General features: G+C 46.2%; 19 protein-coding genes. 14 read left to right on the top strand and 5 right to left on the bottom strand.

Going from position 1 to position 16,640, the window contains the following annotated elements; genetic code table 11:
• The first annotated feature begins 6 nt into the window (after positions 1-6).
• The gene (locus ACR0QT_RS01695; RefSeq protein ID WP_432629290.1) at positions 7-855 is read left to right on the top strand and encodes a carbohydrate ABC transporter permease; all 849 of its coding nucleotides are present in this window, start codon (positions 7-9) and stop codon (positions 853-855) included.
• 242 nt (positions 856-1,097) lie between these two features.
• Here ACR0QT_RS01695 and ACR0QT_RS01690 read toward each other — a convergent pair whose 3' ends face one another.
• Positions 1,098-2,522, bottom strand: a complete 1,425-nt coding sequence (locus ACR0QT_RS01690; RefSeq protein WP_432629174.1) for a polysaccharide deacetylase family protein — start codon at positions 2,520-2,522, stop codon at positions 1,098-1,100.
• A gap of 506 nt (positions 2,523-3,028) precedes the next feature.
• Here ACR0QT_RS01690 and ACR0QT_RS01685 point away from each other — a divergent pair.
• The 3 genes from ACR0QT_RS01685 to ACR0QT_RS01675 all read left to right on the top strand — a co-directional run bounded on the left by ACR0QT_RS01685 (position 3,029) and on the right by ACR0QT_RS01675 (position 6,995).
• Positions 3,029-4,414, top strand: a complete 1,386-nt coding sequence (locus tag ACR0QT_RS01685) for a D-alanyl-D-alanine carboxypeptidase family protein (RefSeq protein ID WP_432629173.1) — start codon at positions 3,029-3,031, stop codon at positions 4,412-4,414.
• A gap of 170 nt (positions 4,415-4,584) precedes the next feature.
• A complete protein-coding gene (locus tag ACR0QT_RS01680) occupies positions 4,585-5,466 on the top strand; it encodes a GGDEF domain-containing protein (protein WP_432629172.1) in 882 nt (293 codons plus the stop codon).
• A gap of 167 nt (positions 5,467-5,633) precedes the next feature.
• A complete protein-coding gene (locus ACR0QT_RS01675; protein WP_432629171.1) occupies positions 5,634-6,995 on the top strand; it encodes an MATE family efflux transporter in 1,362 nt (453 codons plus the stop codon).
• A gap of 265 nt (positions 6,996-7,260) precedes the next feature.
• Here ACR0QT_RS01675 and ACR0QT_RS01670 read toward each other — a convergent pair whose 3' ends face one another.
• The gene (locus ACR0QT_RS01670) at positions 7,261-8,259 is read right to left on the bottom strand and encodes an ABC transporter substrate-binding protein (RefSeq protein WP_432629289.1); all 999 of its coding nucleotides are present in this window, start codon (positions 8,257-8,259) and stop codon (positions 7,261-7,263) included.
• Positions 8,260-8,693: 434 nt separating this feature from the next.
• Between ACR0QT_RS01670 and ACR0QT_RS01665 the strand changes: the two genes are divergently transcribed.
• A complete protein-coding gene (locus ACR0QT_RS01665) occupies positions 8,694-9,500 on the top strand; it encodes a Cof-type HAD-IIB family hydrolase (RefSeq protein WP_432629170.1) in 807 nt (268 codons plus the stop codon).
• Between the two features lie 250 nt (positions 9,501-9,750).
• Positions 9,751-10,062: a YerC/YecD family TrpR-related protein gene (locus ACR0QT_RS01660; protein WP_432629169.1), complete on the top strand. Its 312-nt coding sequence runs from the start codon at positions 9,751-9,753 to the stop codon at positions 10,060-10,062.
• A 177-nt stretch (positions 10,063-10,239) separates the two neighbouring features.
• Here the strand turns inward: ACR0QT_RS01660 and ACR0QT_RS01655 are convergent, their stop codons facing one another.
• The 3 genes from ACR0QT_RS01655 to ACR0QT_RS01645 all read right to left on the bottom strand — a co-directional run bounded on the left by ACR0QT_RS01655 (position 10,240) and on the right by ACR0QT_RS01645 (position 12,640).
• Entirely contained in the window at positions 10,240-10,854 is a 615-nt protein-coding gene (locus ACR0QT_RS01655) for a DUF1836 domain-containing protein (protein ID WP_432629168.1), read from the bottom strand.
• Positions 10,855-10,965: 111 nt separating this feature from the next.
• Positions 10,966-12,015, bottom strand: coding sequence for a tyrosine-type recombinase/integrase (locus ACR0QT_RS01650; protein ID WP_432629167.1), 1,050 nt, complete (start codon positions 12,013-12,015; stop codon positions 10,966-10,968).
• 178 nt (positions 12,016-12,193) lie between these two features.
• The gene (locus tag ACR0QT_RS01645; RefSeq protein ID WP_432629166.1) at positions 12,194-12,640 is read right to left on the bottom strand and encodes a helix-turn-helix domain-containing protein; all 447 of its coding nucleotides are present in this window, start codon (positions 12,638-12,640) and stop codon (positions 12,194-12,196) included.
• Between the two features lie 145 nt (positions 12,641-12,785).
• On the opposite strand from ACR0QT_RS01645, the gene ACR0QT_RS01640 reads away from it, so the two are divergent.
• The 8 genes from ACR0QT_RS01640 (at position 12,786) to ACR0QT_RS01605 (ending at position 16,631) form a co-directional block, all read left to right on the top strand.
• Positions 12,786-12,986: a helix-turn-helix domain-containing protein gene (locus tag ACR0QT_RS01640; RefSeq protein ID WP_432629165.1), complete on the top strand. Its 201-nt coding sequence runs from the start codon at positions 12,786-12,788 to the stop codon at positions 12,984-12,986.
• Between the two features lie 61 nt (positions 12,987-13,047).
• Complete coding sequence (locus tag ACR0QT_RS01635; protein WP_432629164.1) at positions 13,048-13,536, top strand: hypothetical protein; 489 nt, start codon at positions 13,048-13,050, stop codon at positions 13,534-13,536.
• Between the two features lie 91 nt (positions 13,537-13,627).
• Entirely contained in the window at positions 13,628-13,828 is a 201-nt protein-coding gene (locus ACR0QT_RS01630) for an ICEBs1 excisionase (RefSeq protein WP_432629163.1), read from the top strand.
• On the top strand, positions 13,821-14,039 hold the full coding sequence (locus ACR0QT_RS01625) for a hypothetical protein (RefSeq protein WP_432629162.1): 219 nt from the start codon (positions 13,821-13,823) through the stop codon (positions 14,037-14,039). The genes ACR0QT_RS01630 and ACR0QT_RS01625 overlap by 8 nt, the downstream gene beginning before the upstream one ends.
• Positions 14,040-14,045: 6 nt before the next feature.
• Entirely contained in the window at positions 14,046-14,939 is an 894-nt protein-coding gene (locus ACR0QT_RS01620; RefSeq protein ID WP_432629161.1) for a helix-turn-helix domain-containing protein, read from the top strand.
• On the top strand, positions 14,936-15,484 hold the full coding sequence (locus ACR0QT_RS01615; protein ID WP_432629160.1) for a replicative helicase loader/inhibitor: 549 nt from the start codon (positions 14,936-14,938) through the stop codon (positions 15,482-15,484). Before ACR0QT_RS01620 ends, ACR0QT_RS01615 begins: the two co-directional genes overlap by 4 nt.
• Before the next feature lie 189 nt (positions 15,485-15,673).
• A complete protein-coding gene (locus ACR0QT_RS01610; RefSeq protein ID WP_432629159.1) occupies positions 15,674-15,985 on the top strand; it encodes a hypothetical protein in 312 nt (103 codons plus the stop codon).
• Between the two features lie 394 nt (positions 15,986-16,379).
• The gene (locus ACR0QT_RS01605; protein WP_432629158.1) at positions 16,380-16,631 is read left to right on the top strand and encodes a DUF4160 domain-containing protein; all 252 of its coding nucleotides are present in this window, start codon (positions 16,380-16,382) and stop codon (positions 16,629-16,631) included.
• Positions 16,632-16,640: the final 9 nt, after the last annotated feature.

The following is a 16,640-nucleotide window of genomic DNA, read 5'->3' as shown; positions in this document are numbered from 1 at the left end:
ATGACGATGACGAGAGAACAGAAACGACAGATTGGAACCGTGCTTCGATACATCCTTCTGATTGCAGTTGGAATTGTGATGGTCTACCCGCTTGTCTGGATGGTTGGAGCTTCGTTCAAGACGAATGCGGAGATCTTCTCCGGAATTGGATTTATCCCGAAAAATCCGGTTCTGACCGGATACATCAAGGGATTTGCCGGATATGAGGGAATGACTCTGCTTCACTTCCTCGGAAATACCTACAAGATTGTTATCCCGAAGGTGGCAGTGACACTGATCTCTGCGACAATCACCGCTTACGGATTTGCGAGATTTCAGTTCTTTGGAAAGAAATTTTCGTTTGCCGTGCTGATGTCCACGCTGTTTCTTCCACAGGTTGTCTTAAACGTACCTCAGTATGTGCTCTTCAACGAGATGGGCTGGCTTGATTCCTACCTTCCGCTTGTTGTTCCGTCGATGCTGGCAGGAGATACCTACTTTGTATATATGCTGATTCAGTTCCAGCGCGGAATTCCGAGAGAGCTTGAGGAGGCAGCAGAGATCGATGGATGTAACATCATGCAGACGCTCTGGTATGTGATTGTGCCGATGCTCAAGCCGGCGATCGTATCCTGCGGACTTTTTCAGTTCATGTGGGCTTCCAACGACTTTATGGGACCGTTGATTTACGTCAATACCGTTTCCAAGTTCCCGGTTTCGATCTTCCTGCGCATGTCGATGGATGCAGAGGTCGGATTTGAGTGGAACCGCGTGCTTGCGATGTCCCTGCTTGCCATCATTCCGTCTCTGATCGTGTTCTTCTCCGCTCAGAATTCCTTCGTAGATGGAATTGCTGCCGGCGGTGTAAAGGGCTAAAGAGGTTAAAGATCGGTCAAAAAAGCAAAGATAAGCGAAAAAAACAAACGCAAATATAAACATAAAATAACACAAAACAGAAACATAATATAGAAACATAACACTAAACATAAAATAACATAAAACAACATAAAACATAAAAACAGCTACTCGATTGCCGGGTAGCTGTTTTTTTGGTAGTTGTTTAATTGGTATTCTAATGTGGTTATATTTGTTTTTGTGTTTTTATATGTTTGTCTATGTTACATTTCCGGCACCGGGGTCGGGCGGGCGGAATCAAAGACATTCTCTGCCTGGAAGAGATCGTCGAGCTTTCTTGTCGCCGGATCCTCGGCGGTGATATCTTTCCACATCCGGTAACCGTCGAGGTTTCGTCTTCCCTGACGGAAGTAATCCTGACCGAACTGAACCCAGGCCTTTGTCGAGTCCACGGTGCAGAAGTAGCGGAAGCCGACGCTGTGCAGGTAGTTGAAGCGCTCATTTTCATTCGTGTACGGATGCCAATCGCCGACATCTGCGCCAAACGGGAAGAGGATGATGTCGGTCGGTCCGATCAGAGATTCGACCTCGTTCTCCCACTTGTCGGTGTCAGTCTTGAAACGTTCATAGTCAACCGTTCCGAGATTCAAATGTCCCCAGCTGTGGGAGGCAAGCTCCCAGCCATGATCGCGCAGACACTGAGCAACCTTGGTGGCTTCCTCGCGGTCCTGCTCGTAAGTCGGTGAGGTCTCCGCATAGGCGGAGGAGGTGCGGTAGCCGAGAATACCCTCATAGCCGGTGAAGGCGAGGACTGCGCGAGCACCCTTGTAGGAGAAGTCCGGATGCTTGTCGATAAAGTCCTCGAGAATCGGAACGAGATCGAACGATCCGGTCGTCGTGGAGCCGTCGTCCATCTTCATCTCACAGGTCGGCTTGCCGTCATCCCCGATAATAATCCGGCTTGCGAATCCATCACCATCCATGTAAGGATAGTAGCACAGGTCGTCCTGGGACATCACGAACGGAATCTTGCCCTCCGGGAGCATGATCGTGCCCGGCTTCATCACCGGATTTCCATTCTCATCCGTTGTCTCGTAGGCGAGATCGTGAAGACGGACAAGGACGTATCCCTCGTCATACATCGTTTGAATGATCTTGTTGAACTCGTCGACCGTCGTCATCACCTGATTATAACCGGCAGTCCGGCTGTCTCCGTCAAAGGCTTTTGCGGTGTCCCAGACTAAGGTGTGGAAGAAGACATGGGTCACGGTGTTGACATCGACCTGCACGAGGGTTGATTTCGTGTTCTCATAACCGGCGATCGCTTCCTGCACAGCCGGTTCGCCTGCGTAAGCACTGTCCGAGAGAAGCGCGATTGCGCCGTCGTAGTCATAGCCGGTCGCAAGCGCACTTGCCTGCTCAAGGAGGGACTCCTGTGTTGTCTCGACAGAGACTGCCTCATCGGTCTCGTTTGTCGCGTCGGAGGACGTTGCCTCATTCGAGTCTGCCCCGATGACGATGGAGTTTCCACCGTTTCCATTTCCGTTGTTTTTCATTTTTCCGGCAAAAAATATAGCACCTGCACAGCAGATGCCGACGAGTAATACACAGCCCCCGATAATTGGACCGCGTCTGTGTCGGTTTTTCCGTCTGCGATTGTCTGCTCGTATGTACTCAAAATGATCCATTCTGATCCCTCATTTCTTCCGAAACGATCCCCAAAGTCGTCCCGGGTATTTGATTTTTGTGCTTTCCAAACGGTTTCTTGATGGAGATTGACACATCTGTTTCTTACAGTTTGGAAGTACCTTTATCATATCATAATCTAGCAAAAAAGGCTATATGGGGAATTCTTACAATCCCATAAATAAATGCGAAAAAAGAGTGATTGTATAACTCAGAGTGGATGTCCCCCTCCTCTATAGGTGGGGGTATCACAAACTTTCTCAGGAGGGGAGACAATCCCCTTCTGAGTTATACGCTCCGCGTGGATGCGCAGTGATTTTGATAAGAAAATGTCAGCAGAGCTGACCAAAATCACGCGCCAAGTCTCCGCGAGCGTCGACTTGAACAAATAAAATTCTTAATTTCACCACTTCTTGTCTTGAAACTAAAAGATTACTGAAATCATAAGATGGTCGCACTTTCCATAGACTGAAAACAAAGAGAGTAAGCGGATTGAGAGAAGGGTTGAATGAGACAGGTTTGGCGGTTCCGTTTTCTGATTGTTTGGAGTCTGGTTCTGATGCTGGCGGGAAATGTGATTCTCTTTCCGGTGTCTGCGGGGCAGGGGGAAGAGAGCATCGCAAACGTCTCAGCTCCAAGTGTGATTTTGATGGAGGCATCGAGCGGTCAGGTCATTTATGAGAAGGATGCGGATCAGAGGAGGAGTCCGGCGAGTGTGACGAAGGTGATGACACTGATTCTGATTTTTGATGCACTTGCGTCTGAGAAAATTCGACTTGAGGACGAGGTTGTGACGAGTGCGCGGGCGAAAGCAATGGGGGGATCTCAGGTGTTTCTCGAGGAGGGCGAGGTTCAGACCGTGGAGACGCTGATCAAATGCATTGTCATTGCGTCGGGAAACGATGCGTCGGTGGCGATGGCGGAGTACATTGCGGGAACGGAGGAGGAGTTTGTCAAGCGGATGAATGAGCGCGCCAAGGGGCTTGGCATGACGAATACGCATTTTGTGGATTGTTGCGGATTGACGGAAGATCCAGAGCATCTGACGACTGCGCGGGATATTGCGTTGATGTCGCGGGAACTGATCACGCACTATCCTCAGATTCAGCAGTATTCGACGATCTGGATGGAGAATATTACCCATGTGACAAAACAGGGAACGAAGGAATTCGGTCTTGCAAATACGAACAAACTCTTGAAGATGGCGGTAAATTTTCGCGTGACCGGATTGAAGACCGGTTCGACATCCAAGGCGAAATACTGTCTGAGTGCGACGGCGGAGAAGGATGGTGTCGAACTCATCGCTGTGATCCTGGCAGCGCCTGACTATAAGGCACGTTTTGCGGATGCGCAGACTCTGTTAAACTATGGCTATGCAAACTGCAAACTCTATCGAGATACACAGATGCCGGAACTTGCGCTCCTTCCTGTGCGGGGCGGAAAGGAAGATGTGATTCCGCTGGTCTATGAGGGCGAATTTTCCTATCTTGGAATGAACGGGGAGGACTTCTCGGCGGTAGAGAAAAAACTTCAGCTTCCGGAAGAGATTGAAGCACCGGTTGAGAAGGGAGAGCGAGTCGGAGTTTTGCGTTATGAGTTGAATGGAAAGGTGCTTGGGGAAATTGGAATTTTGACGGACGCAGGGATGGAGCGCGCCGGATACGCAGATAGTCTCGGGCGTGTGATCCGAAAATTTGTGCAGTTTTGTCGGACGCAACCCGATCAATCGGAACAGACTGAACCAATAGAGCAGACAGAGCAACCAACGCAATCCGAACAAGTGGAATCAGCAGACTCAGCAGACTCAGCAGACTCAGCAGATTCAGCAAAATCAGCAGAACAGTCTGAACAACTTGATCCGTCAGAACAGAACGTTTCTACCTATATACAGTGATATAAATGTAGGAGGAACTCCGGGGCAACAGCAGTCCACGGATATTGACTTTCAGGCAGGGGGATGTTACTATAAAAGGAGAATTTTCGAGAATGAATGCGTCTGTCAGGGCGAAAGGGAGCGGAGCGAGACGCAATAGGATAAGTTGAGAAAAGTTTGGAGAAAAAACGGTGAAGTTTGAAGATGAAATCATGCATGCGAACGTGCAGGAAGTGCAGATCTGCATGGAGTTCGGAAATATGTATTTTGACCGTGTCAGGCTGATCGATACGGAGAACTGCCGTCAGATTCGGATTGACAGAACGGGAAAATTGGTAGATGATGGCCCCTGCCGTTATGGGATGGATGCGGAGTCCTGTGAGCATGTGCAGAATCGTTATGCGAACAGGAAAACCTGTCGGTTTGAGTGGATTCACGACAGGATTTTCCGTGTGATGACGGTCCCGATTGTGATGCAGAGAGAGAATGGAGAAGAGGGAAGATTCTGCCTGGAGCTGTTGGAAGAAAAGACGGATTTCTCTGTATACAAGACACTGACGGATGGAATGAAGTTGGAGCAGATGGAGGCGGAAGCGGATCGGGCATATTTTGATTCTATGACCGGCGTTTATAGTCGCAGAGTGTTCGATGAGCGCGTGTTTGTGCCAGAATTTTTGAATGAGCAGATTACCTTCGTTGTCGCAGATCTGCGGAAATTTAAGCGCATCAACGATGAGTACGGTCATGAGGCGGGAGATCGCATCCTCCAGCGTGTTGCCGAGACAATGAAATCAAGTCTGAGAAAGACCGATTTGATTATTCGGATTGGCGGGGATGAGTTTTTGCTCGTCTTAAAGAATTGTCCGCATTACTGGGCGGAGAAGAAGACGCATGTCATCTCAGCAAAGTTGATGGCAAAGAGCAAGTTGGAAGACTGGCATGGAATTCCGGCAAGGGTTGATTTTGGAATTGCGGAAGATCACTGTTTTGATGGGACGGAGGAGAGCATTCACCGTCTGTTTAACGAAGCTGACCGGAATATGTATGAGATGAAACGCGGGATAAAAAAATAAGCGATGAAATGAGTAATAAATGACGCGATAAAAAGCGATAGAAGGAATGAATCGATAGAAATAAGCGAAATAAGCAAGATAGAAATAAGCAAATAAGTAATAAAAATAAATAAGCAATAAAAATAAGTGACAGATCGGAGAGATAAAAGAGAAGGGAAGCGATGAAGGTGCAGAAGAATAAATCTGATCTGATCGAGGGAGGGATCGTCCAGTCGATGCTGGTGTTTGCGATCCCTCTTCTTATCGGAAATCTGTTTCAGCAGTTATATAACACGGCAGACTCTTATGTAGTGGGAAATTTTGTGGATACGAATGCGCTGGCTGCGGTCGGAGCATCTGCGTCCGTCATCAATATGTTGGTGGGATTTTTTATGGGACTTTCCGCCGGCGCCGGTGTTGTGATTTCACAGTCATTCGGTGCAAAAAAGAAGGAGGAACTGAGTCAGGCGGTCCACAGTGCACTCTGGTTGACCGGTGTGCTCAGTATTCTTTTCACAGTTGTCGGAATTTCGGTGACAAGACCGCTTCTCAAGGCGATCGGAGTTCCGGAGGAGGTTCTTCCTCATTCAACGCTCTATCTGACGATCTATTTTGCGGGAATCACGTTTGCGCTTTTCTATAATATGGGAGCGGGAATCCTTCGTGCAGTCGGTGATTCGAGAAATCCCCTGATTTATCTGGCTGTGGCAAGTATCACAAATATTATTCTTGACTTTGTTCTTGTCTGCGGGGCAAAACTTGGAGTTGCGGGAGTTGCACTTGGCACCCTGATCGCACAGGCATTCAGCTCGTTTCTTGTCATGCGTCAGCTTGTGTGTGCAAAAGAAGATTACCGGGTGGAGTGGAGAAAGATCCGCTTTCACAAGGCAGTGGTAAAGCGAATTGTCGAGATCGGTTTTCCGGCGGCTCTTCAGCAGAGTATCACAGCGTTTTCCAATGTCATTGTGCAGTCCTACATCAACAGTTTTGGAGCTGCGGCGATTGCGGGATATTCCACAACAATCCGAATCGATGGTTTCCTTCAGCTCGTGCTTCAGAGCTTCAATATGACAATCACGACATTTGTTGGTCAGAATATCGGAGCGCGTCGGAGCGACCGCGTGAAGAAGGGCATTTTCTCAGCATGGCTGATGTGTTCGTCGGTGATTCTCGTCGGATGTTTCGTGATGAATTTAAAGGGCGGAGATCTTGTGAGCTTCTTCACAAATGATGAGGCGGTCATTGCAAATGGTGGTGCGATGTTGCATCTGTTCTCCTACGCTTATATCTCTCTGCCGGTCACCCAGATTTTGAGCGGAGCGCTTCGTGGAGTTGGAAAATCGAGCATCCCGATGTATTTCATGCTTGGAAGTTTTGTTGTGCTTCGTCAGATCTATCTGGCGATTGCAGTTCCGAGAACACATAACCTGATGGTCGTGATGGCAGGATGGCCGATCACCTGGGTGATCTGTGCGATCGGAATGGCGATCTATTTCTTTAAGGTAGACTGGTTAAAGAGTGCCGAGGAGAAACTCGCAAAGCAGATTTAAGAAAAGCAATAGGAACTAAGAAAAAATAGAAACGAAGAAAAACAATAAGAATCATAAAGAAAATGAGAAATGAGAAATAAGGAATAAGAAATAATATAAATGTTCCGGCAGTTTTGGCGTGTGAGTGAAAGTGGGATTTTGCTCATATGCCTGCTGTCGGAACATTTTTGGTTGTTGCGATTTCTTTTTCTGTTGTGATTTCTTTTTCTGTTGTGATTTCTTTTTCTGTTACGATTTCTTTTCGGATTCTTTTCTGATAGTTTATTTATTTTTTTGTTATGGCTTTTTTGGCAAATTCGGTTGTCACAAGGTCTTCATAGGGGACGCGCTCTTTGAGTTCCCCGGCCTCCTCAAGAATATTCTCAAGCAGTTCGAAGCTCTCTTTCTCAAAGATGGTGTCTGTCTTCCAGGTGTCCTGATTTTTGTAGCGCTCGGTGATGCGCGTGAGATTTTCAATCGGGGTCTCCTTAAACTGAGGCTGGATGATCTTTGCGATTTCCTCGGCGGAGTGGGTGTTTACATAGTCAAGTCCGCGCTGGATCGCATTGGTGAAGCGCTGAAGCAGTTCCGGGTGATCGGCAAGATAACTCTTCTTTGCACAGTAGGCGGTGTATGGTACATATCCGGAATCTGTGCCGAGAGAGGCAATCACAACTCCCTTTCCCTCAAGTTCGAGGCTTGTGGCGAAGGGCTCGAATTCGACCGTGTAGTCCGCATCGCCGGAGGAGAAGGCAGGGGCGGTGAGTCCAAAGTTGATGCTCTGGTCAATCGTCAGGTCATTTTTCGGATCGATGCCATTTTTCTTTAAGATATACTCAAACACCATTTCCGGCATGCCACCAGCTCGACCGCCGAGGACTTTCGTGCCCTTGAGTTTCGCCCAGGTGAAGGAGTCATCCGGAGTGTGACCGACGAGGAAATTTCCGGCGCGCTGGGTCAGCTGGGCAAAGTTGACGGCATAGTCCTGTGCTCCCTGTGCATAGGTGTAGATGCTTGCCTCCGATCCCATAAAACCGATGTCTGCATCGCCGGAGATCAGGGCAGTCATGACTTTGTCGGCGCCGGCACCGTTTACAAGAGTCAGATCGATGCCTTCGTCCTCAAAATATCCGAGTTCGATTGCGACATACTGGGGAGCGTAGAAGATCGAATGAGCAACTTCGTTTAGAGTAACGGGAACGAGATCCCTATCAGATTCTGTTTTTTGGCATCCGGTCAGCGAGAGTGCAGTGACTGTGGCAAACAGCGCAGTGACCGGAAGCATGGAGAGTGAGAGAAGACCGGATAAGACACGAAAACATGTACGATGGGAATGATGATACATAAAATCCTCCTCATGATGATAGATGATAAATGATGATCGCAGGAAATTAATTCGTTACCGTTTAATTTGTCGTAGCTTGTGCAACTAACTCATGAACCGTAACGATTTATTTGCTAGTATAGTATTTTCAGAGACGAGGAAAGGTGAATGGGAAAGACAAATAAAAGAAAGAATAAAGAATCCGTGAAATGCATGAATGGTAGTGGAATGCATGAACGGTAGTGAAATGCATGGACGCATGAATGGTAACAGATATATGGAGGTAAATGATACGAATGATACGGATGTAAATGACAAAAGAAAAAAATCATGGTATGATAAAAGATGTGAAAAAAAGACAGAAAGATCAATCATAGAGAAACAGGGGAAGAGATATGAAGTATAAAATGATTGTACTGGATTTGGATGGAACACTGACAAACCGGGATAAGGTGATTACACCGAGAACGCTCAGGGCGTTGATGGAGGCACAGAAACGGGGAAAAAAGGTTGTGCTTGCCTCGGGTCGCCCGACTTACGGAGTGATGCCACTTGCGGAACAGTTGGAACTTGAGAAATACGGCGGATTTATCCTCTCTTTTAATGGCGGAATTATTATGGATTGCAGTACGAGGGAGATTGTTTTCCAGAAAAAATTGCCAGTGGAATCGAATCGGAGAATTATTGAGCTTGCGAAAGAAGAAGGTGTAGACATTCTGACGTATCAGGATTCATGGATTATCACGAACAATCCGGATAACCAGTATGCGAAGATTGAGTCGTCGATCAATCACCTGAAACTGCGCAAGATTGAGAATTTTGCGGAATATGTCAATTTCGCTGTGCCGAAGTTTATCATGCTCGATGATGGGGATTATTTAGCAACCGTGGAGGGCAAGATCAAGGCGTCACTGGGAAAGAATTTCAGCGTTTACCGCTCAGAGCCGTTCTTCCTTGAGATTCTGCCGAAGGGAATTGACAAGGCGCAGTCGCTTGACCAGTTGCTCCATGCGCTTGGAATGGATCGGGAAGAGATGATTGCCTGCGGAGACGGCTACAATGATCTTTCGATGATTCAGTTTGCCGGTCTTGGTGTGGCGATGGCGAATGCTGTGCTTCCGGTGCGCAATGCCGCAGACTATGTGACACTCTCGAATAACGATGACGGCGTGGCACAGGTGGTGGAGAAGTTCTTACTTTAGAAAGTTTTTCTCGTATTTTTACAAATGCGGGGGAAGCGCATCAGCCAAACCGGTAGAAAAAGGTTTTATTTATAATTTTTTCATAGAGGTATAGACTTTATAAATTTACTGTGATAAACTGATAAAAGCAGTAGAAACAGCTTGAGGTGTACTTCTTTACAGGCTCAGACACAGAAGTAGATCGATGGAAATGGGCGGATAGAATTTTTGATACAGGCTCAGGCATGATGGATAAAGAAGGGGAACTTTGATGAATAAGAAGATCAGAAATGAAGAAGTAGATGATCTGTTCCGGGCGATTTTGACGTTGGAGACGCCGGAAGAGTGCTATCGCTTCTTTGAGGATGTTTGTACCGTGAATGAACTCTTGTCTCTGTCACAGCGTTATGAAGTGGCAAAGATGCTCAGAGAAAAGAAGACGTATCTGGAGATTGCGGAGAAGACCGGAGCGTCGACTGCGACAATCAGCCGAGTAAATCGCTCACTCAACTATGGCAGTGATGGATACGATATGGTATTTTCAAGAATGGCAGAGCAGAAAGAAAAGGAGAACGAGGAGTAAGTCCCGATTTCTGTAAACTCTGTAAAAGCGTTTTTTGAAGAGTCATAATCATAGTCGTAATCGCAATTGGAAAAGTGATAAAGAATGCGAAAAAGAGGAAAGTCCCATATTCACACAACTACCGTGCAGTGGTCGTGTTGGATATGGGATTTTTTTGAATTATGGTTCTATACTGAATTATTTTTTGCGGTCGCCCGGTTTTGATGGATTTTCAGCGCGAAGCTGATCGATGATCGTCTCAATCATCTGCTTTTTGAGGTAGACATCAAAAGAAAGTTCGCTGATAAAGGCAAAGAGTCTCAGGTAATCCTGATCTTCGCCTGCATCCGGGAAGGTCTCGCATGCCGAGTGGAATTTGGCAGTGACATCCTCTTTTAAGCGTTCCATCTGTGTGTCCTCAAGAGAGAAGACTTCCTCGTAAATCTGACTCAGCAGAGGGGCTTCTTTTTCCTTAAAGTGTTTCTGTGTGATCGGCGCAAAAAGCTGTTCAATATCGCTGATCGACAGCAGATTTTTATAATAATAGATGAAGAGCAACATAATCATATGCTCTTTGGTATATTTCTTTTTGACTGGAGGAGGAAGCAGGTTATTTTTGGCATAGTTGTTGATCATGGTCTTGGTCAGTGCCTTATCCTCCGGATTTCGCTTTGCTTTCTTTAGATGCTCTTCCATAAAACTGGTGACCTGATCCATATACAGGTCAATCTCCGGGATGCGATCCAGTTTGATATAAGAGATGGAATCTAGGCGATTCAAAATGTCTGTTAATCGTTCTTCGTTTGTTTTCATGTTTTCACCTCTCACTCTATTATATAGTATTGAAAACCAGATGACAAGTAGAAAAGGCTCAACTACAAGGAATTTGCCAAGTAGTTAAGCCTTATCAGTACTAAAACGGTACTAAAAATTTAATTTTTCCAGTTGTTCAGCAACTTCGCGGTGTTTATTTGGGTACAAGTGACCATAAATTTTGTTGACCATTTCTACGGTGTCGCCGATACGTTCCGCAATCAGTAAAGCGGGGAATCCCATGTTGATGAGCAAGGATACATGGCTGTGTCGGAGATCATGAACACGAATTCGTTTTATTCCCACTGCCTGAGAGCCGTTTTTGATCGCTGTGTACAGTTTGGAAGCGGTCACAGCTTGAAAAATTCGGTCATCAGGATCGGGGCTGTAAATCGTTTCAATGACGTTCCGGATCTCAGAGACAAGGAACGCCGGGAGCGGGATTGTGCGCTTGCTGTTTTCTGATTTCGGTGTTGTGATTGTATCCACCTTGTCAAATCGGTGAAAAGTGCCTCGTATAGTGATCGTCTTTTCTGTTGCGTCAAAGTCTTTTACAGTCAGGGCGAAAAGTTCCCCGCACCGGATGCCAGAGTAAAAAAGCGTGAGAAAAGCGACGCGTAAAGTATTATCTTGAACAGTGGGAAGAAAAGCGTTGAACTCTTCCAGTGTCCAAAAGTCCAAACTTCGGGATACTTTGCCGATTGTTTTGACCATCTGGCAAGGATTGGCTTGCAGGTTATAATATCTGACTGCAAAGTTGAACATAGTTGACAAATGGCAATTCACAACATACTTGGTATACTCACTTAGAGCCGATTTCTGAATTTCGCCTTGCCAGAGCCGAACATCTGACGGCGTGATCTCGTTGAGCTTCCGGTTTTTCCAAAACGGCAAGATATGATTTCTGATAAGGCTCAAACGGCTACGACAAGTAGATTTTTTTGTGTGAGCTTGCAGATCTTCCGCGTACAGATCATACAGCACTTGGAAAGTCATATCTGGGCGACCCTGTTGATACTCCAAAAAGTTCCGCTCCCATTCCAGCGCCTCACGACGGAGCTTAAACCCGCCTTTCTTTTTTTGGCGCTTGATTCCGGTGTAATCCGTAAAATAACATTTTGCATACCATGTTTTTGCTTGTTTATCTTGATATACTGGCATTTTGCAATATCTTCCTTTCGTTCCGTACCGGGCTGGGGTGTCTGGGACATACAGAGAATATTGAGAAATGTTCAGTTTATAGGGTTTTCATGGGAGCGGGATCAAAGGGGGCACAATATTGTTTCTGGTGATCGATCAAGACCGCCGGTCTATCATTCTTTTTCGCAAATCGCCCCTTTTATTGGTCGGAGTCGTCAGGGTCAACCGGATCGGGTTGATCTGGTGGTGTGTCCGGGGTGATGTATTTTTCTATTTCTGCAAGTTCAGAAATTCGTTTTAATGCTTCTTGTTTTCCGAGGGTGTTTAAATTGTCATAATAATCAATGAGTTTTGCGCGATCAGTCAAATCAATATATTCTGTTTCTGTCGGTTCAAGTTCACCCGTAAAAGGATTATAAACCATACCAGCGCCAAATTTTATTTCATAGGTATCATTGTCAAGTAAAGCAGAAAGATGAACGTCAAGAGCGTCAGCTATTTTTTGTAGAGTCTGGATTTTAGGATTTCGGGCACCTTTTTCATATTGTGCAATCATTTGTTGAGATGTTCCGATCATTTCGCCGAGTTTTTTTTGAGAAATTCTCTTTGCAAGTCGAGTGGATTTAATTTTTTTTCCTGCATTCATTAGTCAACTCCTTTTTTAGATAAACAATATCATAAAATAGATTTAATTACAAGCGTTTGAGTGTAAAAACAACATTGACACATTCAAAAGTATGTAGTATATTAGAAAGGTAACAAGCATTTGAATGTATTAAGGAGGTGAGAACATGAAAGCAGACAGAGGAAAACTTGAATTGGCGATGGCGCGGGCTTGTATGAATACCGCGGAATTAACCAGAGCGTCAGAGATGCCACGTCCTACGGTCAATAATGCAATCGTCGGGCGCGATGTCAGACCGGCAACGATTGGTAAGATCGCCCGCGCGCTGGGTGTTGATGTAACTGAGATCATCGACACAGAAGAATAACCAGATAAACCGGGCTGGGGTGTCTGGGATGCACAGAGAAGCATCAGAAAGGATTAAGAGCATGAAAGTAAACAGAAAGAAAGCGTTGCAGATTATGGAGGATCAGGGAATTGACGCTCAGATCATCAGCACAAGAACGGGGCTGTATCCGCGTTCAGTCAAGTGGATTCTTGACAATGGCGACGCGTCAGAGGAAGCGGTTGAGCGGATCGCCGACTGTCTGGGCGTACCGGCTGGGGAGATTCTGGCACCGGAACCGCTGGGAGTCAATGAGAATGTGATTGAGTTCTTGAAAGATCAGGAGCGTGCAACCGTGACATTCAGTCAAGGACGTTACAAGACTGTGATTGAGAGATTGGCTGAAAGATTCCCGGATGAGTGTCAGGTTGTGGCGAGAAACAAAGACGGGAGTTTACTGACTCATGTACCGACTGAGTGGGTTAAGATTCGCCCGAACAAAGCAATCAGCGATGAACTGAAAGCAAACTTAGTTGAGCGGTTGCGTGGAAATAATAAAAATACCGCTGAGTGTGCAGACGAAAACGACTAAATCCCGTTCCAAACCCTCCAAGGGTACTCTTTATAGGGTACGGGGTAAAAAACGGAAAATTGCCAGTAGAAACACAGAAAGGAGAAACGACATGAAACAGTATTTGACAGCGCCGGAGGTGGCGGAGATTGCTGGGGTGTCCATCGGTAAAGCCTATTCTCTCATCCGGGAGATGAATACAGAGCTTAAAGCAGAGGGGTACATCACAATCGCCGGTAAGGTTCCGGAAAAGTATTTTCAGTGTAAGTACTATGGATACCAGAAAGACAAAGAGGTGAAAGCGGATGCTTAAAGATGAGCCGATCACATTGGAGCGGTACGAGGCAGTAAGCGAGATCTCAGAGATCGCCGGAGTGCTTGACGATGCGTATGAGCGAGCTTGTAGCGGGGAGTTTGTCTGTATCCCGGAAAAGACGCTTGCAAAGCTGGCAGTATATGCCAGACGGTTACAGGTGCATATTGTGAACACAGAAAGAGAATTTGACAAACTTGAGGAAGAATAACAAGGCATGAAAGAACAAGGAGGCTACGGGATCGTGTTTCAGAAGATCATGAGAAACAAGAATCTCTCACCAGAGGCGAAAGCGATATACGCATATCTTTGTAGTTTCGCTGGGAGCGGTGAGACGTGTCATCCGTCAGTTGACACAATGAGTCAAGAGCTGGGGATGAGCAAGGGGCGACTTTCAAAGTACATGAAAGAGTTGATCGCCTGTGGAGTTGTTGAGAGGACAAGGAGCATAAACAAGAACTTGTTGAGCGGGAACGTTTACCGGATAACTCACAATGTTGAGGTTGATTTTGCAGAAAATGCAAATTGTGATTTTTCGAGCGTCGGAAATGTTGATTTTGATGATTTTGGAGGTATCAAAAACAAAGGGGTCGAAAAAAGACGGGTCAGTATTGGTTCGGTCGAGAACCTTGCCCCTAATATTAACAGTATAAATAATAACAATATAAACAATAACAGTATTAATAATAATATATCAGCGCCAAGCCCTAAAGACGATCAGGAAACAGAAACCCATTCACCGGAGGCGAACGAGTCCGCTCCGGCGTGTACCGGTATCAAGATCATCTTGAATGATAAATCTTTTTATGATGTTCCAGTTGGCAAGCTGGCGATCTGGCGGGAAGCGTACCCGGCTGTTGATGTTGAGAGCGAACTCAAAAAGATGACAGCGTGGTGTGATTCAAACCCGACAAAGCGAAAGACCCGGCGAGGTGTTGAGGCATTTATCAATAATTGGCTGAGCAGGGCACAGGATCGCGGAGGATCAAACCGGAGCGGGCAGGGATACCAGCGCCAGACGAACGCCGGTCAACCAGATATGACAGTAAACGACTATTTGCTGGGGGTGATTAATGGTCAGATTAAAACAGAGGGGGATGATTTCTTTTGACGAAAGAGGAAGTGACAAAGTTGATTTATGTGATCCGTGCATCGTATCCGCAAGCATTTGCAAGGCAGAGTGTTCAAGATATGGCGCTTATGGTGTCAGCGTGGCAATCAGTACTTGAAGATTATACATACTCTCAGGGTTCCGCTGGACTGAGGATCTATCTTTCCACTGAAACAACGGGTTTTCCGCCGTCGCCGGGGCAAGTGATCGCCTGTATTCATAAAGCGATGCCACAGGATCAGGAAGTAAGCCCGCTGGAAGCGTGGGCGTTGGTTCGTAAGAGGATGCGAAACGCTGGATATAATGCCAAGGAGGAATTTGAGAAGTTGCCTGAGCCAGTACAGCGGGCGCTTGGTTCTTTTGAGAATTTGAAAGAGATGAGCCAGCTTGATATAGGGCGAGTGGAGACCGTTGAGCAGAGCCATTTCATCAGGCAGTACACGGCGATTTTGGAACAGATGCGAGAAGAAAAAAAGATCCCGCAACGTGTACGGGATCAAAAAAAGGTGTGTGAATCTCAGAATCCGAGGCTTGCCAGCGAGTAAGACCGGATCGAGACGGCGCACAATAAAACTCCCCTGACAAGTTGGCGCTTGCCGGGGGAGATGATAGAAACGTGATACGCTCCCACCTAAACCGAGGCGAGCATATCACGATTTCAGAAGAAAATAAAGGGGTTTTGCTCAAAAAAGAGCGAAAGTCCCACAAAATACTGAAAAAGTGAGGGTAAACCGATGGATTTTGAAGTTTTAAGCGAGAAGTATCGCATTGTTTCTGTAAGTATCCCGGGCGAGGATGCGGGGATAAGCGTTTATTATTCCGGTCGTCAGGATCTGATTCTGATAAAGGCAGGTATCAAAGACGCGGAAACAACTGCCGATTTGATTATTGGCTACTTGGATTTATCAAACAAAGAACGCTCAGAGGCGCGAGAGCTTGCAGAGGTTGGCGATGAGATTGACAAGTGGGTTACGGATATATTTCGCTTGCTTGATAATGTGACACGCATCCGTAAGCATTTGAGCAAGGCAAGACAGAGCAAATAGCACCGCTACAATCGGGAGCGGGACGAGATAGAGAGATACAGGGGGAATCATCCATGAAGAGAGATAGAGCAGAATTACAGGAAGAGCTTCAGAACACGGAGGAGCTGTTGACAGCGTCCTTGATTGTGAATTTCCTTATGACGATCGCCTTTCTGGTGATTCGATAAGCCACCAGAGAGCAAAGAAAAAGCCCCGGACCTGTGAAAAGGTAACCGGGGTTTTCTCATACACACAGCTTACAGAGTTTCAGGAAGTTCGCCACTCACAGGAAAGTATACCAGACGGGGCGAAAATTGGCAAGCGTGGCACTTTCCAACCGATCAGAGAAATCCCTATTGATAAACGTTTTTGAGTATGTTATAATGGGTTTAGGATAGTGAAAGGGGAGATAAAAATGCCGGAAATCAGTAGATTTTATGGAATTGTAATCAAAATGTTTTTCAAACCAAAGGAGCACGAACCAAGTCATCTACATGCTTTATACGGTGAACATGTTGGAATATTTGATCTAAGAACGATGGAAATGACTGAGGGGGATCTTCCAAAGAGAGCCTGTGACATGGTTCAAGAGTGGATGGCTCAGAATCAAAAAGAGCTTCTTGAAATGTGGGACAATCAGAACTTGAGAAAACTGCCACCGTTATAAGTGGCAGTG

The organism is Brotaphodocola sp. (assembly GCF_050873365.1).
Classification (GTDB): Bacteria; Bacillota; Clostridia; order Lachnospirales; family Lachnospiraceae; genus Brotaphodocola.
This window is presented reverse-complemented; position numbering and strand designations above follow the sequence as displayed.

What these genes read in the sequence shown, in the direction of transcription:
- ACR0QT_RS01690 (WP_432629174.1), bottom strand. Translation starts at nt 2,522, where the DNA reads ATGGATCATTTTGAGTACATACGAGCAGACAATCGCAGACGGAAAAAC.
- ACR0QT_RS01645 (WP_432629166.1), bottom strand. Translation starts at nt 12,640, where the DNA reads ATGAATGCAGGAAAAAAAATTAAATCCACTCGACTTGCAAAGAGAATT.
- ACR0QT_RS01665 (WP_432629170.1), top strand. Translation starts at nt 8,694, where the DNA reads ATGAAGTATAAAATGATTGTACTGGATTTGGATGGAACACTGACAAAC.
- ACR0QT_RS01695 (WP_432629290.1), top strand. Translation starts at nt 7, where the DNA reads ATGACGAGAGAACAGAAACGACAGATTGGAACCGTGCTTCGATACATC.
- ACR0QT_RS01670 (WP_432629289.1), bottom strand. Translation starts at nt 8,259, where the DNA reads ATGCTTCCGGTCACTGCGCTGTTTGCCACAGTCACTGCACTCTCGCTG.
- ACR0QT_RS01660 (WP_432629169.1), top strand. Translation starts at nt 9,751, where the DNA reads ATGAATAAGAAGATCAGAAATGAAGAAGTAGATGATCTGTTCCGGGCG.
- ACR0QT_RS01655 (WP_432629168.1), bottom strand. Translation starts at nt 10,854, where the DNA reads ATGAAAACAAACGAAGAACGATTAACAGACATTTTGAATCGCCTAGAT.
- ACR0QT_RS01605 (WP_432629158.1), top strand. Translation starts at nt 16,380, where the DNA reads ATGCCGGAAATCAGTAGATTTTATGGAATTGTAATCAAAATGTTTTTC.
- ACR0QT_RS01640 (WP_432629165.1), top strand. Translation starts at nt 12,786, where the DNA reads ATGAAAGCAGACAGAGGAAAACTTGAATTGGCGATGGCGCGGGCTTGT.
- ACR0QT_RS01635 (WP_432629164.1), top strand. Translation starts at nt 13,048, where the DNA reads ATGAAAGTAAACAGAAAGAAAGCGTTGCAGATTATGGAGGATCAGGGA.
- ACR0QT_RS01620 (WP_432629161.1), top strand. Translation starts at nt 14,046, where the DNA reads ATGAAAGAACAAGGAGGCTACGGGATCGTGTTTCAGAAGATCATGAGA.
- ACR0QT_RS01625 (WP_432629162.1), top strand. Translation starts at nt 13,821, where the DNA reads ATGCTTAAAGATGAGCCGATCACATTGGAGCGGTACGAGGCAGTAAGC.
- ACR0QT_RS01630 (WP_432629163.1), top strand. Translation starts at nt 13,628, where the DNA reads ATGAAACAGTATTTGACAGCGCCGGAGGTGGCGGAGATTGCTGGGGTG.
- ACR0QT_RS01610 (WP_432629159.1), top strand. Translation starts at nt 15,674, where the DNA reads ATGGATTTTGAAGTTTTAAGCGAGAAGTATCGCATTGTTTCTGTAAGT.
- ACR0QT_RS01650 (WP_432629167.1), bottom strand. Translation starts at nt 12,015, where the DNA reads ATGCCAGTATATCAAGATAAACAAGCAAAAACATGGTATGCAAAATGT.
- ACR0QT_RS01685 (WP_432629173.1), top strand. Translation starts at nt 3,029, where the DNA reads ATGAGACAGGTTTGGCGGTTCCGTTTTCTGATTGTTTGGAGTCTGGTT.